This window comes from Micromonospora sp. NPDC047738 (genome assembly GCF_040642675.1).
In the GTDB taxonomy this organism is placed as follows: Bacteria; Actinomycetota; Actinomycetes; order Mycobacteriales; family Micromonosporaceae; genus Micromonospora.
Window position 1 is genome coordinate 27,154 of record NZ_JBEYSO010000029.1, and the last position, 15,489, is coordinate 42,642.

The window sequence follows — 15,489 nt, forward strand, 5'->3', positions numbered from 1 at the left end:
GGTGCACGACCTGGACTTCGACCACTACCACGACCTCGGGATCACCGAGGACGAGGCCGCGGCCATCAAGCAGCTCATCGAGGAGCAGGACACCCTCGAGCTGGTGACCGTCGGCATCGACATCGGCTCCTCGACATCCCACCTGCTCTTCGCGAAGGTGGTGCTGCGACGGCGCAGCACCGACCTGTCGAGCAGGTTCGAGGTGGTCGACCGCCAGGTCGTGTCGACCTCGCCGATCATCCACACCCCGTTCCGGGCGGACGGGATGATCGACGCGCACGAGCTGTCCCACTTCATCGCCGACGCCTACGCGGCGGCCGGGTTCACCGCGAAGGACATCGACAGCGGCGCGGTCATCCTCACCGGTGAGGCGATCAAGCGGCCCAACGCCCGCGCGATCGACGAGCTCTTCGCCAGCCAGTCCGGCAAGTTCGTCTGCGCCAGTGCCGGCCACGAGCTGGAGAGCCTGCTCGCCGCGCACGGCTCGGGAGCCACCCGGCTCTCGGGCCAGCGCGGCGGGGCCAGCCTCCACGTCGACATCGGCGGCGGCACCACCAAGCTGGCGCTGCTCGACGGCGGGGAGGTGCTCGACGTCGCCGCGTACGCGGTGGGCGGCCGCCTGCTCGCCCAGGACGCCGACGGAGGCTGGACCAGGATCGACGACTCGGCGCTGCTGGTCGCCGAGGACCTGGGCATCGAGCTGACCCCGGCCACGGCGGCCGACCCGGCGGTCCGCCGGCGGATCTGCGAGCGGCTCGCCGAGGTCTCCGTCGACGAGATCCTCGGGGAGGAGCCGACAGCGCTCGGCAAGGCGCTGCGGCTGACCCGTCCGCTGGAGCGCAGCCTCGCACCGGCCTACCTGACCTTCTCCGGAGGTGTCTCCGAGTACATCTTCGGCTCCGAGGCGGGCGACTACGGCGACATCGCCCGCGACCTCGCCGGAGAGATCGTCAAGCAGCTGGGCGAGCGGGCCGACATCCCCGCGATCGACGCCGGCCAGCGGATCCGTGCCACCGTCATCGGTGCGTCGCAGTACACGGTGCAGGTCAGCGGCAAGACGATCCACATCAGCGACCAGTCGGTGCTGCCGGTGCACAACCTGCCGGTGGTCCATCTCGGCCTCATCGACGCAGCGACCGTCGACCGTGAGCACGTCGCAGCCGCGATCCGGCGCGGCGCCGAGATCCGCGGCGCGGACCTGGCCCTGCCGGTCGCTCTCGGCTTCGGCTGGACCGGCCTTCCGGCGTACGCCGCACTCGAGGAGCTGGCGGTCGGGATCGCCGCCGGCGCCGGCGCCTCCGAGGAGCCCCTGACCCTCGTGATCGACGGCGACGTCGGCCAGCTGGTCGGCCGCATCCTCGGCATCGACGTGGGACTGGACCGCCGGGTCGTCTCGGTGGACGGCGTCGAGCTCAACGACCTCGACTTCATCGACATCGGAGAGGTGTTGACTCCGCCGGGCGTCGTGCCGGTGGTCATCAAGTCGCTCCTCTTCTCGTGACCGGAAGCACCGGATGAACCTCGCGGAGGTGCTGCGCAACCGCTCCTTCGTCACCTACCTCCTCGGAGTAGTCCTCTCCCAGATCGGGACCCGCGGCGCGATGGCGGCGAGCCTCTACCAGGTCTACGACCTGACCGGGTCGTTGGCGACCACCGGCCTCGTCGGCGCCGCCGGGGGGATCGCGGTGATGGTGCTCAGCCCGGTCGGCGGGGCGCTCGCCGACCGGATGGACCGTCGCCGCCTGCTGCAGCTGTCGCAGGGCGCCGGCGGTCTGGTCGCGTTGGCCCTGGCGGTCCTCACCCTGACCGACCACGTGCAGGCGTGGCACGTCGTCCTGGCCTCCCTGCTGTCGATGGGGGCGACCACCTTCGACAACCCGACCCGGACGGCGCTGATCGGGTCGATGGTGCCGGCGCACCAGCTCCCGCAGGCCTTCGCGCTGGTCAACCCGTGTCGCGAGATCGCGGTCCTGGTCGGCCCGGGGCTCGCCGGCCTGATGATCGCCCTCGGCGGCCCGGGCCTCGTCCACGCCTTCGACTCGATGACCTACGCCGCGATGATCGGGCTGCTCGTCCTCGTCAAGGCGCCGACCGCGCATCTCGACCGGGAGCACAAGCCGATCTTCGGCGCGATCGTCGAAGGCGCGCGCTACGTCGTGCACCGGCCGATCATCCTGCTGTTGATGTCGCTCGACCTCTCCGCGATGGTCTTCGGGGCCTACCGGGTGCTGCTGCCGGCCCTCGCGCTCGACGTCCTCGAGGTCGGCCCGAAGGGGTACGGCGTGCTGGCGGCCGCGCCCTCGGCAGGTGCCCTGCTCGCGACCTACAGCATCGTCAGGGTGCTCGGCCGCTCGCGCACGCTCGGCCGCATCCTGCTGTTCGCCACGGGCGGCTTCGCGGTCGCGGGCCTGGTTCTCGCGCATTCGCACTGGTTCGCGCTGGCGATCCTCGCCGCACTCGGCCTCGGCGTCGCGGACGCCCTGGCGACCTCGATCCGACATGCCGCCGTGCAGATCGAGACCCCCGACGAGCTCCGCGGCCGGGTCTCGTCGATCTATCAGGTGTCCTCCCGCGGAGGTCCGGCCATGGGCGACGCACTCGTCGGCGCCCTCGCCGGGGCCCTCGGGCCGGCGCTCGCTCTCACGATCGGTGCCGGGATTACGCTGAGCTACGTCACCACCATGCTGGTCCGCGACAATCCGGTACGCCGCTACACCGGCCCGGACCGCTCGCTGGCAGAGGTCGGCTGACCGCTCGGCCCGACCCCCGGCAGAGCGCCCCCGCAGCGTCAGCGACCATGGGACGCGTGCGCACGATCGACGTGGACCTGGGTGCCGAGTCGGCGCACGTCCACCTCGACCTCGGCACTGAGCGCCGTCGGCGGCGAGTGGACTATCGCGCGGGCGGTCCCTGGGGGCTCACGCGCTGGGTGGACCCCTCCGACGGCGTGGCGTACGTCCTGTTCAGCGGTGCGCTCGGAGGGGCGGCCGACCTTCTCGGCGAGGCGGGCCGTCCCGACGACCTGACCCGGACGACGCTGACCGTGCGGGTCTCCGGCGACGTCCCGGGGCCGACTCCGGTCAGCGTCGTCCCTGCTGCGGGGAGTGTGCTGGCCGGACACCACCTCGGCTTCGCCGTGGGGCCGTGGCGCCACGAGGCGGCCGACGGCGTGGCCATCCACGCCCGCCGGTCCTGCGACGCGGCGTTGCGCACGCCGCTGGCCGAGACCCGGGCTGCGCTGGACTGGATGCTCGACTTCTTCGGAGGTGACGCGCCGTGGGGGAGCGAGTACGTCCAGGTGTTGGTGCCGGACGCGCCGTGGCTTGCCATGGAGCACCCGGGATGTGTGCTGCTCTCCGAGCGACTGCTGACGGCCGACCGGGCGCGACGGGTCGCCGCCCTGGCGCACGAGGCCGCCCACCAATGGCTCGGCAACCTGGTCGCGCCGGCATGCTGGGCCGACCTCGGCGTCTTCGAAGGGCTCGCCGAGCTGCTCGGGCAGCTCGCCTGCCGGGACCTTCTCGGCAGCGCCGCCGACGCCTACCTGGACCACCGGCGCCGGCCCGCCCGGCTGGCGAGAGTGCCCGGGGTCGACCCGCGGGGTCTGGCCGAGACGGCCGGGCTGGCCGAGGTCGCGGGCCCGACCCAGCACGCGGAGCTGTTCCGGGCGGCGCGACACGGCCTGGCCGCCGACGTCTTCCGAGGCAGGCTCAACGAGCTCGTGCGGACCAGGGCAGGACTCGCCACCAGTGCCGCCCAGGTCTGGGCCGCCCTCGGAACCGAACCCCGGGAGCCCGTGCAGGTGCGCCTGCCGGCGGCCGCCGGCACGGGGGGCGAGACGTGGACGCGGGAACTGCGCGGCCTGCGGCAGGTGGACCCCGCCACCGCCGTGGTGCGTGCCAGACGGGCCTTCCGGTCTGCACCGGCGGGCCAGGGACGCGTCGAGCACGCCCTCGCCGCTCTCGCGGACCCCTCCCTTCCGACCGCGGTGGCCGTCGGTCTGGCGGCGGAGTTAGCCGGTGCTGGGCAGGTCAGCCGCTGATTGGCACGATCCAAGGTGAAAAGAAGACCACTAAGGTCTAACCATTCGTCCGCATCCTGTGATATCCATCTCGTGCTGGACTAACCATCAGTCCTACGAGGTCGTCCCGGCCTTGCGGATCAGCTATGGGAGAAACCATGAAGAAGAAGGCCCTGATCATTCCGGTCGCGCTCCTGACGGCCGTCCTCAGCGCCTGCGGCAGCCCGACCGCGAGCTCGGCCGGCGACAGCAAACCGAAGGTCGACAACCACGCGAAGCAGGTCTTCGACAAGTTCAACGGAATGACCGGCGCCGAGCGCACCGACGCGCTCGTCAAGGCCGCCAAGGACGAGGGCACGCTCTCGCTCTACACCTCGAACACCGACATGGACGACATCGTCAAGGGCTTCACCGACAAGTACAAAATCGACGTCAACGTCTACCGCGGCAACTCGGAGTCCGTCCTCCAGCGCATCCTGCAGGAGTCGAAGGCGGGCTTCGCGGGCGCGGACCTCATCGAGACCAACTCCGGCGAGCTCAACATCATCGGCGACGAGGATCTCTTCTACCCCTACAAGAGCGAGTTCCGCGACGCGGTCCGCCCCGAGGGCCAGAAGGACGACTGGACCGCCGACCGCTTCAACGCCTTCACCATCGCCTACAACACCAGCATGGTGAAGGGCAAGGACGCCCCGACGTCTCTCGACCAGCTCGCCGACCCGAAGTGGAAGGGCAAGGTCTCGATGGAGGTCGGCGACATGGACTGGTTCTCGGCGATGTACGGCTACTACCTCCAGCAGGGCAAGAGCGAGCAGGAGGTGACCGACCTGTTCAAGGCGATCGCCTCGAACGCGAAGATCGTCAAGGGCCACACGGTCCAGGCCGAGCTGCTCTCCGCTGGTGAGTTCGCGGTCGGCACCTCCATGTACACGCACTCCGTCCAGAAGGGCACCGAGCAGGGGCGCCCGATCGCATGGCGCACCGCCGCCAACCCGCCGGCACAGCCGATCGTCATCCGCCCCAACGGTGCCGGCCTGCTCGGCACCGCCAAGCACCCGGCCGCCGCGCTGCTGTTCATGGACTACCTGCTCACCGACGGGCAGAAGGCCATCGCCGACGCCTACCGCATCGGCTCCGTGCCGACTGCCGACGACCCGCTGGCCGGCCTGAAGACCATCGAGGTCGACGAGGACGAGATGCTCCACAACGCGAAGAAGTGGGACGACCTCTACGCGAAGGTCCTCGAGGGCGGCAAGGTCACTAAAAAGTGATCCCGCTGAGCCTCTCAGCGTGACCCGCTCAGCATGACCCTTGCGCCCCGGCTCGGTCCCCGACGAGCCGGGGCGCACCCATGCGCGCCCCCGTCGGGTGCCCGCCCGAAGGAGCCCCTCGCGTGACACGGCCTCAGGTCCGACTCCGGTTCCAGGCCGACGGCGCATGGGTCGGCGCGGCCAACGCCGGCTTCTCGTTCGCGCTCGGTGCCGCCTCTGTCGCGTTGCCGCTGCAGGCGGTCGCCGCCGGCTACGGGCCGGTCGAGGTCGGTGTGCTCACCGCCATCTCGGCGATCTCCCAGATGACCGGCCGCATGTCACTGGGCCGCCTGATGCGCGTGATGCCCGACTGGGTCATCATCGCGATCGCGTGCGTGGTGCTCGCGATCTCGAGCACGATGGTGGTGATCAGCAGCGCGCTGGCGCCCTTCGTCATCGCCCAGCTCCTGCAGGGCGTGGCTCGGGCGTACTTCTGGACCGGTTCGCAGACCCATGTGGTGCGCGGCGAGGGCTCGTCGGTCAAGGCCCTCGCGTCGGTCAACCTGATCGGCAACCTGGGCCTTCTCGCCGGTCCCGTGATCGCCGGTCTCCTCATCGGTGAGGACGCCCATACGGCGCTCCTTGTCGCGGCGGCGGCTGCGATCGTCTCGCTCATCCCCACCTCGCGCCTGGACCGGCTCCCGCCGTTCCGGAAGGTCCAGAACCGGCCGCCCGGACGTCTGTGGGCCAGGGCCGGCGTCTGGGAGGGGTGCTACGCAGGCGTCACCGCCGGTGCCTGGCGCGGTCTGCTGGGCTCCTATGTCCCCATCGCGCTCGTCCGCGCGGGGCATCTCTCGGCGACCGTGGGCATCCTCGTCGCGGTCGCCAACGCGACCGCGATCCTCGGATCGTGGCTGGTGCGGCACGTCGACGGCGATGCACGTGCCCGGCGGATCATGCGCGCGGGTACGCCGGTCACCGGTGCGGCGATGGCCATGATGGGTCTCGCCGCCGGGTCGAGCGTGCTCGCCGGCTTGGCTCTGGCGGCCTCCGGGATCGCCGCCGGAGCGCTCCAGACGCTCGGTCCGGCACTCGCCAGCGACTCGGTGCATCCGGAGGAACGTGGCGAGGCCATCGCGGCGACCGGCGTCTGGCGGGCGGCATCGCTCTTCGTCTCGCCCCTGGTCACCGCCGGTCTGGTCGCCGTGACGCCGATCGGCGCCGCGATGGTCGTCACCGGGGCGCTGATCGCGGCGCCGATCGGGCAGTGGGTGCGACCGCGCGCCGCTTCGAGCTGAGCTGCGAGGACCCTCAGGCGCCCGCAGGCGGCATGTCGCGGACCAGGCCCGCCGTCCGCTCCAGATGCGTCGTCATGACCTTGATGGCGGCCTCGGTGTCGCGCGCCTCGATGGCGTCGACGAGAGCCGCGTGCTCGTCGGTCCCGCGCCGTCCCATGGCCGGCGCGACCAGCTGCGCCTGGCGCAGCGAGAGCAGCATCGGCCCGTGGAAGCTCTGCACGAGCGCCTCGATGGCCGGGTTGTGGGTGCACACGGAGACGCCGACGTGGAACGCCGCCGACAGGTTCATGGTGTAGGCGTTGCGGTCGAGCGCCTCCTGACCCTCCTCGACCATCCGACGCAGCCTGGCGATGTCTGCCTCGGTGGCGCGCTCGACGACGAACGGCAGGATGCCCACCTCGATGATGGTGCGAGCCTCGGTGATGTGCGCCGGTGTCAGCGAGGACAGGCTCATCAGGTCGGCCAGCCCCTCGCCGAGGCGCTCGCGGGTGGGGGAGGAGACGAAAGCGCCACCGCGCGCGCCGACCCGGATCTCGATGAGGCCGCTGGCCTCCAGGACTCGCAGCGCCTCGCGCACGGTGACCCGGCTGACGCCGAAGCGCTGGCAGAGGTCGCGCTCGCTGGGCAGGCGATCCCCGGTGGAGAGCTTGCCCTCGCGGACCAGGAGCTTGATCTGGTCGACGATGACCTGCGAGACCCGCTCGACGCTGACCGGCTTGAACAGGTCGGCACCCGTGTCGGTGGCGTCGGACATGGAAGACCTCGAGACGTAGGAGGGGCTGACTGTTGGACTAACGGTCAAACGTATAGCAAGCAGAGCCATTGTGCTCCCGGTGACACGCCCTTCCAACAAAATCGCGGAGGGACGGCTGTCGTACCGTTCGCAGTGCGGCGGGGCCGAGAAGAAAACCCTGCTTGACGGGCTTCCCCTCGACTGATGTGATGTGCTACACATTGTGGTTAATGGTCTGACCGTTATTCCAGTGAGAGTCGGGCCGCCGCTTGGAGGAGCTTCGAATGTCACCCGCCCTCGTCCTCAGGGACATGCTGCTGTGTGAGGCGATGTGAGCGTCGCCACCACCACGCCGGAGCAGGACCAGCGCGCCACCACTGACGCGGCGCCCGCCGTCTGGCGACGTCTCGTCCCCACCCCTAAGGTGCTGATCCTCGGTGTCGTCGCGCTGGTGGTCGCCTACCTGGCGATCGTGCCGCTGTGGTTCCTGATCCAGGGCACCTTCCTCGACCAGAACACGAGCGCGTTCACGTTGGACGGCTTCACGCGGGCGTACACCGATGACAAGGCCATCGAGATGATGCGGAACTCGATCTGGTTCGCCGTCGGGTCCGCTGTGCTCTCGTTGGTCGTCGGCACCGCGTTGGCGTTCTTGAACGTCCGCACCGACGTGCCGTTCAAGAGCCTCTTCTTCGCCGGCTCGATCGTGCCGCTCATCATCCCCGGCATCCTCTACAGCGTCGCGTGGATCTTCCTGGCCAGCCCCGACATCGGCCTGATCAACTACGTGCTGGAGCCGATCTTCGGCAAGGGCGTCCTCAACATCTACAGCGTCTGGGGCATGATCTGGGTCGAAGGTCTCCACCTTTCGCCGATCACCTTCCTCTTCATGGTGGCCGCGTTCCGCGCCCAGGACCCCTCGCTCGAGGAGTCGGCGCTGATGTCGGGCGCCTCCCGCTGGACGGTGATCCGCCGCATCACCGTGCCGCTGCTGCGCCCGGCCATCGCGGCGAGCGTCCTGATCATGACGGTCCGCGCCCTCGAGAGCTTCGAGGTCCCGGCGCTGCTCGGCCTGCAGAACGGCATCTACGTCTTCACCAGCAAGATCTACTTCATGCTGCGGACCTACCCGCAGGACTTCAACGGCGCCGGAGCGTTGGCGCTGGGCCTCTTCGCGATCGCCGCGCTGGGCATGCTCGTGGAGCATCTGATGAGCAAGGGCGCCAAGGCCTATCAGACGGTGACCGGCAAGGGCTTCCGCCCGCGCCCGATCGAGCTGGGCAAGTGGCGCCCCCTGGCCGGCGCCGCCATCATCGGCTACTTCGTCCTCACGGTCATCCTGCCGCTGCTGCTGCTCGTCTACACCTCGCTGCTGCCCTACTACCAGAAGCCGTCGGGCAAGGCGTTCAAGTCGATGACCCTGGACAACTACACCGCGCTGCTGGACATGTCCAAGGCCACGACCGCGCTGAAGAACTCGCTGTTCCTCGGGGCCGCCGCGGCGACCCTGGTCATGATCCTCATGGCCGTCGCCGCCTGGATCGTGGTCCGCTCCGGCATCCGTGGGCGCAAGCTCCTCGACCTGCTCTCCTTTGCGCCACTGGTCATCCCGGGCCTGGTCCTCGGTCTCTCCCTCCAGTTCGTCTACCTGCGGAGCCCGATCGCCATCTACGGCACCATCTGGATCCTGCTGGTCGCCTACTGCACCCGCTACCTGCCCTACGGCATGCGGTATGCCGTCACCTCGATGCAGCAGATCTCCGCCGAGCTGGAGGAGTCGGCCGCCGTGAGCGGGGCGACATGGTGGCAGGTCTTCCGTCGCGTGCTGCTGCCCTTGCTGATGCCGGGCCTGCTCGCCGGCTGGATCTACATCTTCGTGGTGTCGTTCCGCGAGCTGTCGAGCTCCATCCTGCTCTACAGCTCGGGCAACGAGGTCCTCTCGATCCTGATCTGGGAGCAGTTCGAGAACGGCAAGTTCACCGTCCTGGCCGCGCTCGGCGTGGTGATGATCGCCGTGCTCATGGTGCTCGTCTCCATCGCCTACAAGCTCGGGGCCAAGGTCGGCCTCCAGCAGGACTGACCCCGCGAGACTTCGAAGAAAGAGATAAGGACCATCGCCATGCTGGAGATCAGCAACCTCATCAAGTCCTACCCTGGTGAGAAGGCCAAGAAGAGCGGCTCGCAGGGTGCCCGGGTCTTCGCCATCAACAACGTCAACCTGCAGGTGCAGCAGGGTGAGATGTTCACCCTGCTCGGCCCGTCGGGTTGTGGCAAGACCACCACACTGCGCTCGGTCGCAGGGCTGGAGCACCCCGACTCCGGCCACATCTCGGTCAAGGGGCGGACCCTGTTCCAGGCCGGCAAGGGCGCCAGGACGGTGAACGTCGCCGCCAACCGCCGCGGCCTCGGGATGGTGTTCCAGTCCTACGCGATCTGGCCGCACATGAGCGTCTTCGACAACGTCGCCTTCCCGCTGCAGGTCAAGCCCCGGAGCGAGCGTCCGGGCAAGGCCGACATCGAGCAGCGCGTCCACCGTGTGCTCGAGGTCATGGAGCTGCGCCAGTACGCCGACCGCCAGGCCACCAAGCTCTCCGGTGGTCAGCAGCAGCGTCTCGCGCTGGCCCGCGCCCTCGTCATCGAGCCGGAGCTGCTCCTGCTCGACGAGCCGCTGTCCAACCTCGACGCCAAGCTGCGCGAGTCGCTGCGCTACGAGCTCAAGCGCCTCCAGCGCGAGCTCGGCATCACCTCCATCTACGTGACCCACGACCAGATCGAGGCGCTCTCGCTCTCCTCGAACATCGCCGTGATGCGTGCCGGCGAGGTCGTGCAGCTGGGCAGGCCGCGCGACATCTACGAGAACCCGACCAGCAAGTTCGTGGCCGAGTTCATCGGCAGCTCGAACTTCATCCACGGTGACGTCGTCAACCGGACCGGTGACAACTACGTGGTCGACACCGCCGCAGGACAGCTCCACCTCGCCTCCAGCGCGGAGGTTCCCACGGGCAGGGAGGTCTCCGTCTCCATCCGTCCGGAGACGGTCGACCTCACCACGCAGCGGCCGGCCGACCTGCAGAACGTCCTCGAGGGCACGGTCGGCACCCGTGCGTTCCTCGGTGACGCGGTCGACCACCTGGTCAACGTCGGCAATCTCGAGATCCGGGTGCGGTCGCTGCCCAACCTCTCCATCGAGGCCGGCACCAAGGTGTTCGTCAAGCTGCCCGCCGACAAGCTCGCGCTCGTCCCGATCGGCTGATCAGGCGTTGTCGCGACGGCGACCCGCCGCCCGTACTCCTGCTCGGCGGCGGGTCGCACTCGCTTGCGGTGCACGAGCCAACCGGACGCGGGTGAGGAGAGAGCTCGCCTGAGCGAGGAGCCCACTCCTCGCCCGCCTTCGAAGGCGGCGGATCCGCTCAGATCCACTCGGCGGGGATCACGCCCCGCGCGGCAGCGACCTGGGCGTAGTACTTCCACAGCTTCTCGACGTGCTTCGGCCGGTCGAACGTCTCCAGGAAGTGGTCCAGCTCGGCCTGGGTCAGCGGCTCGACCGCGCCGAGCTGGGTGGCAAGGGTGAGCGCTCCGGCGTTCTCGGCCAGGTGCACCGCGTCGGTGAAGACCGCGCGGACGCTCTCGGCGACCAGCACCTGTCCATGGCCGCGCAGCAGCAGGGCGTCCCGGCCGTCGAGGGTCGCCACGACCTGCTCGCCCTTGGCGGGGTCGTCGATGTGCGAGGAGTCGTGGTGCACCGGGATGCCGCCGACCCAGCGGGCGAAGTGGTTCTTGACCGGGACCAGCGGACAGGTCGGCACCGCCGCGAAGATCGTGGCCGGGTCGTGATGGAAGTGGGCGACCGGCTGCGTCGCCGGGCGCGCACGGTAGATCTCGGCGTGGATGAAGAGCTCCGAGGGCGGCTTGCCGTCGCTCTCCAGCACGTTGCCGTCGTAGTCCAGAACGAGCAGGCGGGCGGGGTCGAGCGAGCAGCCGGCTGCAGGCGGCGATGCCGCGGCGCAGCGAGGCCTCCGTCGGGTCTGGTTCAGTCATCCAGTCCCGCCTCGCGTGCCGCGACCGTCTGGCCGAGGTAGACGCACGACTCCTCGCCGAGCAATCGAACGACCTCGCCCTGGGTGATCGGCTTGACCAGTTGGTCGGTCAGGGCGGCCATCGGCAGAATCAGGTCGCCGTCCTGGGCGAGATCCAGGACGAGGTCTATGTCATTCTCGTGCCAGGTGAACCGGTAGCGGTCGAAGTTGCGCGGGGTGCCATTGTCGCCGGGTGACTTCAGCAGTACCTCGCGCATCTTCTCGGCGTCCACCCCGTAGCGCTTGGCCAGCGCCAGGGCCTCGACGTTGGAGGCCGAGTGAACCCAGTGGAGGTAGTTGTTGCACGCCTTCGCGATCTGACCAGCGCCCAGCGCTCCGACGTGCTCGGCGTCCTTGCTGTAGCCCATGACGACCGGGCCCGCTCGACGTCGGCCTCAGTGCCGCCGAGCAACGACACAAGCGTCCCGTTGTTGCCGTTGGTTCCGCCGAAGACGACCGGGGCACCGACCACACTCGCCCCGGCGGCGTGGAACAGCCGATCCACGGTCGACATCACGCCAGGCTGTAAGTGCCGGTGACCACCAAGAGCTGACCGGCCCGAGCGTACGCCGCACAGGTCGTGCACCAACGCCACCATCGACTCATCGGTGGGAAGGCACGCCAGCACGACGTCGCACGCGGCCATCAGCGCCTCGAGCGATCCGGCGGACGTGACGCCGACCTCGGCGGCGGTGAGCACTCGTTCCGGCGCCAGGTCGAAGCCGACGACGTCCTGCCCGCGCAGGACCATGTTCTCGACATCGGCAGCCCCATGGCGCCGAGTCCGATCATTCCGACACTCATCCTCTTTCTTTTTCATGGTCGCAGCGGCGGCGCGCAGCTCATCTCCCATCAGAGCGGTCGACCCGAGTGGCTGATCACGGCGGATGTCTCAGGAGGCTCAGCGCCGGGCGGGAATCAGCGTCTTGAGCTGAACGTCGAGGTCTGCGGCGACCGTGCGCGGCACGGAGGCGCCGCCCTCGAGGATCTTGCGGACGGCCATGTAGTCGCGGGGCGCGTTTATCGAGTCGATGGCGATGAGCCGGTCGCCGCGGTAGTACAGGGCGGAGAACTGCTGGCTTTCCGGCTCGCCGCGCAGCACCACGTCGTCGTAACCGAAGCTCAGGCCGGCGATTTGGAGCTTGATGTCGCCCTGGTCCGACCAGAACCACGGGACGACGGACAGCGGGTCATGGACGCCGACGAGGGTCGCTGCGGCGGCACGGCCCTGGGCGATCGCGTTGGCGACGGACTCGATGCGCAGCAGCCCGTTCTCTGCTCGCAGCGCGGTGCAGTCACCGGCGGCCACGACCCCGGGCAGGCTCGTGCGGGCATGGGCGTCGATGACGATGCCGCCCGATGACACCTCGAGGCCCAGCTGCTCGGCCAGCGCGGTGTGCGCGACGAGGCCGATACCGACCAGCACGACGTCGGCGGGGAGGCTGGTCCCGTCGGAGAGCTCGACCGAGGAGACGGTGCCGGAGCCGAGGAACCCGACGACGCCGGTGTCGAGGAGGACCCGTACGCCGCGCTGCTCGTGCGCGTCGAGGTAGAACTGCGAGACTACCGGGGCGACCGCGCGTGCCATCAGCCGCTCGAGGGCCTCGACGACGACCACCTCCTTGCCGAGGCTGTTGGCGACGGCCGCGACCTCCAGTCCGACGAAGCCGCCGCCGACGACGACGACTCGTCGCGCGTCGTCGAGGCTGGCGCGCAGCGCCGCGGCGTCGGAGAGGTCGCGCAGGTAGAACACGTTGCCGAGGTCGGCGCCCGGAACGTCGAGCCGGCGCGGCGTGCCTCCGACCGTGAGGGCGAGCTGGTCGAAGTCGAAGGTCCGGCCCGTCGCACTGACCGCACGACCCCCGGACGCGCCGAACTCGACGCGGTCGATCCACTCGCCTGTGACGACGCCGATGCCGTGGTCGGCGTAGTAGTCCGCCGAACGGAGCAGGAGCGACTCCGCCTCGGCCTTGCCCGACAGGTAGGACTTCGACAGTGGCGGGCGCTGGTAGGGGAGGTGCTCCTCCGCGCCCACCAGCGTGATGGGACACGTCGCTCCTAACTCGCGCAGCGACGCGGCGAGCTGGGCGCCAGCCTGGCTGGCTCCGACGATCAGGACTCCGGGATCCGTCATGTGCGCTCCTCGTGATGGTCAGACCATTAAACCATGAGACCGATGAACGTAGTTAGTACGCAGTGCGTACTATCGCGCCATGGCATCACACGGACCCGAGGAGGTCGACGCTCTCCGTCTCGCGGTCGTCCGGCTCGAGCGCAAGCTGCGCAAGAGCGCCGGGACTGGCGAGGTCACCCCGTCGCAGTTCTCGGCGCTCTTCGCGCTGGATCGGCACGGGCCCTTCCGGCTCGGCGAGCTCGGCCGACGCGAGCAGATCGGCAAGTCGACCGTCACCCGCCTGGTAGTGACGCTGGAGAGCAAGGGCCTGGTCAGCCGCACCGTCGACGAGCTCGACGCGCGCAGCAGCATCGTCGCGATCACCGACGCCGGCCGCCGTCTGCTGGTCCGCCTCGCCGAGCGGTCGAACGACTACCTGCGCAACCGGGTGGCCGAGCTAGACCCGGCCGAGGCCGACCGGCTCTTCGACGCCGTCGGTGCGCTGGCCAAGCTCGGTGCTGCGCGGTGAGCGGATACCTGTCGGCGACGTTCAGGTCCATGCGGCACCGGGCCTACCGGCTGTACTTCACCGGTCAGATCGTCTCGACGGTCGGGACCTGGGCGCAGAAGGTCGCCCAGGCCTGGCTGGTCCTCGAACTCACCGGGTCGGGCACCCTGCTCGGGGTCACCGTCGGCCTGCAGCAGGCCCCGACCCTCTTCCTGACGCCGTGGGCCGGGATCATCGCCGACCGGATCGATCGGCGACGGATGCTGCTCTGTACCAATTGGGCGGCCGCGGTGCCGGCGGCGGCCATGGGTGTCCTGGTGCTGCTCGACCGGGCCGCCGTCCCCGCGATCATGCTGCTCGCTGTGCTGATCGGCATCGTCGAGGCCTTCGACAAGCCGGTGCGCCACACCTTCGCCGCCGACATCGTCCCGACGGAGGACGTCACCAACGCGGTCGCGCTGAACGCGACCATGTTCAACGCGGGCAAGGTGCTCGGGCCGGCCGCGGCAGGCGTGGCGATCGGCTCGGCCGGCCTTGCGGTGACCTTCCTCTTCAACGTCTTCTCCTTCCTCGTCATGATCGTGGCTCTCACCCGGATCCGACCCGACGAGATCCGGCCGCGCGACATCCGCCCGAAGGAACGCGGCGCGCTGCGGGAGGGCGTCGACTACGCCCGTCGTACGCCGGTGATCGCCACGGCCCTGGTGCTGATGACTGTCACTGGTCTTGTCGCCTACGAGTGGAACACCGCGGTGCCGTTGCTGGCTCGGGAGTTCTCCCCGGACGCCGCGATGATCGGCTACTTCTTCGCCGCGATGGGTGCGGGTGCGATCGCCGGCAGCCTGTCCCTCGCCGGGATCCTGGTCGCGGCGCCGCGGGCGTTCCTAGGTGCGGCGACAGCGTTCGCGGCGGCACTGGGAGTCGTCTCGCTGGCACCCTCGACGTGGGCAGCGCTGGTGGCGATGTTCGTGCTCGGGGCCGTCGCCACCACGTTCCGTGCGCTGGCGACCTCGCTCGTCCAGCTGGAGTCTGAAGCGGTGGTGCGCGGCCGGGTGGTCTCACTGCTGATCATGGCGATCAACGGCACCTCACCCATTAGTGGGCCACTCATCGGGTGGATGTCGCAGACCTACGGCGCCAGGGTCGCCATCGGCACCGGTGCCGCGATCTCGCTGCTCGCGGCGCTCGCGAGCTGGCGCTACCTGGCACAGGCGGTGCCGGAGCGGTTCGCGGTTCCCGAACGCGCCGACCGCACGCATGTCTGATGCTGGCGGGGCCTGCCGTTCGCCGCCGGCACAGCCGGTGATGTCCCTTGACACCTGCGGCGGATGGTGAGGTTGCGACGCAGAACCCTGGCTCGCCCATGGTCTGGCTCCGGACCTCAAGGCAGTCCGTGTCGCGAACTACATCAAGACCCCGCGCCGCGATCTGTTGAACGTCTCGGAGGCCTCAGGGGTCGAGCACCCCAGCTTGATCGGCCCACGCGGCGT

General features: G+C 69.5%; 13 protein-coding genes and 1 pseudogene. 9 read left to right on the forward strand and 5 right to left on the reverse strand.

Going from position 1 to position 15,489, the window contains the following annotated elements; translation table 11 throughout:
- The first annotated feature begins 1 nt into the window (after position 1).
- From ABZ783_RS30625 to ABZ783_RS30645, 5 genes are all read left to right on the forward strand, one after another.
- Positions 2-1,501: an ethanolamine ammonia-lyase reactivating factor EutA gene (locus ABZ783_RS30625; protein ID WP_357444215.1), complete on the forward strand. Its 1,500-nt coding sequence runs from the start codon at positions 2-4 to the stop codon at positions 1,499-1,501.
- 13 nt (positions 1,502-1,514) lie between these two features.
- A complete protein-coding gene (locus ABZ783_RS30630; RefSeq protein WP_357444217.1) occupies positions 1,515-2,750 on the forward strand; it encodes an MFS transporter in 1,236 nt (411 codons plus the stop codon).
- A gap of 56 nt (positions 2,751-2,806) precedes the next feature.
- Positions 2,807-4,042 (forward strand): M1 family aminopeptidase, encoded by a 1,236-nt coding sequence (locus ABZ783_RS30635; protein ID WP_357444220.1) that lies wholly within the window; start codon positions 2,807-2,809, stop codon positions 4,040-4,042.
- A 137-nt stretch (positions 4,043-4,179) separates the two neighbouring features.
- A complete protein-coding gene (locus tag ABZ783_RS30640; RefSeq protein WP_357444223.1) occupies positions 4,180-5,292 on the forward strand; it encodes an extracellular solute-binding protein in 1,113 nt (370 codons plus the stop codon).
- A gap of 80 nt (positions 5,293-5,372) precedes the next feature.
- A complete protein-coding gene (locus tag ABZ783_RS30645) occupies positions 5,373-6,569 on the forward strand; it encodes an MFS transporter (RefSeq protein WP_357444226.1) in 1,197 nt (398 codons plus the stop codon).
- 13 nt (positions 6,570-6,582) lie between these two features.
- On the opposite strand, the gene ABZ783_RS30650 is transcribed toward ABZ783_RS30645, so the two are convergent.
- Complete coding sequence (locus tag ABZ783_RS30650) at positions 6,583-7,323, reverse strand: FadR/GntR family transcriptional regulator (RefSeq protein WP_357444229.1); 741 nt, start codon at positions 7,321-7,323, stop codon at positions 6,583-6,585.
- Between the two features lie 310 nt (positions 7,324-7,633).
- Here ABZ783_RS30650 and ABZ783_RS30655 point away from each other — a divergent pair, with 310 nt between their 5' ends.
- Entirely contained in the window at positions 7,634-9,382 is a 1,749-nt protein-coding gene (locus tag ABZ783_RS30655; RefSeq protein ID WP_357444232.1) for an iron ABC transporter permease, read from the forward strand.
- 39 nt (positions 9,383-9,421) lie between these two features.
- Positions 9,422-10,555: an ABC transporter ATP-binding protein gene (locus ABZ783_RS30660; RefSeq protein WP_357444235.1), complete on the forward strand. Its 1,134-nt coding sequence runs from the start codon at positions 9,422-9,424 to the stop codon at positions 10,553-10,555.
- 157 nt (positions 10,556-10,712) lie between these two features.
- Here ABZ783_RS30660 and ABZ783_RS30665 read toward each other — a convergent pair whose 3' ends face one another.
- From ABZ783_RS30665 to ABZ783_RS30680, 4 genes and pseudogenes are all read right to left on the reverse strand, one after another.
- The gene (locus ABZ783_RS30665) at positions 10,713-11,336 is read right to left on the reverse strand and encodes a class II aldolase/adducin family protein (RefSeq protein ID WP_357444324.1); all 624 of its coding nucleotides are present in this window, start codon (positions 11,334-11,336) and stop codon (positions 10,713-10,715) included.
- On the reverse strand, positions 11,333-11,746 hold the full coding sequence (locus ABZ783_RS30670; RefSeq protein ID WP_357444238.1) for an NAD-binding protein: 414 nt from the start codon (positions 11,744-11,746) through the stop codon (positions 11,333-11,335). Before ABZ783_RS30670 ends, ABZ783_RS30665 begins: the two co-directional genes overlap by 4 nt.
- Before the next feature lie 17 nt (positions 11,747-11,763).
- Positions 11,764-12,231, reverse strand: a pseudogene (locus ABZ783_RS30675) (NAD(P)-binding domain-containing protein); the annotation flags it as partial.
- A 48-nt stretch (positions 12,232-12,279) separates the two neighbouring features.
- Positions 12,280-13,512, reverse strand: coding sequence for an FAD-dependent oxidoreductase (locus ABZ783_RS30680; protein ID WP_357444241.1), 1,233 nt, complete (start codon positions 13,510-13,512; stop codon positions 12,280-12,282).
- A gap of 79 nt (positions 13,513-13,591) precedes the next feature.
- Here ABZ783_RS30680 and ABZ783_RS30685 point away from each other — a divergent pair, with 79 nt between their 5' ends.
- Both ABZ783_RS30685 and ABZ783_RS30690 read left to right on the forward strand, forming a co-directional pair.
- Positions 13,592-14,020, forward strand: coding sequence for a MarR family transcriptional regulator (locus ABZ783_RS30685; protein WP_357444244.1), 429 nt, complete (start codon positions 13,592-13,594; stop codon positions 14,018-14,020).
- Positions 14,017-15,264 (forward strand): MFS transporter, encoded by a 1,248-nt coding sequence (locus ABZ783_RS30690; protein WP_357444247.1) that lies wholly within the window; start codon positions 14,017-14,019, stop codon positions 15,262-15,264. The genes ABZ783_RS30685 and ABZ783_RS30690 overlap by 4 nt, the downstream gene beginning before the upstream one ends.
- Positions 15,265-15,489 lie beyond the last annotated feature (225 nt).

Bases quoted from the DNA above. Each gene is read 5' to 3' on its own strand.
- ABZ783_RS30630 (WP_357444217.1), top strand. From the start codon at position 1,515: ATGAACCTCGCGGAGGTGCTGCGCAACCGCTCCTTCGTCACCTACCTC.
- ABZ783_RS30640 (WP_357444223.1), top strand. From the start codon at position 4,180: ATGAAGAAGAAGGCCCTGATCATTCCGGTCGCGCTCCTGACGGCCGTC.
- ABZ783_RS30645 (WP_357444226.1), top strand. From the start codon at position 5,373: ATGCGCGCCCCCGTCGGGTGCCCGCCCGAAGGAGCCCCTCGCGTGACA.
- ABZ783_RS30650 (WP_357444229.1), bottom strand. From the start codon at position 7,323: ATGTCCGACGCCACCGACACGGGTGCCGACCTGTTCAAGCCGGTCAGC.
- ABZ783_RS30660 (WP_357444235.1), top strand. From the start codon at position 9,422: ATGCTGGAGATCAGCAACCTCATCAAGTCCTACCCTGGTGAGAAGGCC.
- ABZ783_RS30670 (WP_357444238.1), bottom strand. From the start codon at position 11,746: ATGGGCTACAGCAAGGACGCCGAGCACGTCGGAGCGCTGGGCGCTGGT.
- ABZ783_RS30680 (WP_357444241.1), bottom strand. From the start codon at position 13,512: ATGACGGATCCCGGAGTCCTGATCGTCGGAGCCAGCCAGGCTGGCGCC.
- ABZ783_RS30685 (WP_357444244.1), top strand. From the start codon at position 13,592: ATGGCATCACACGGACCCGAGGAGGTCGACGCTCTCCGTCTCGCGGTC.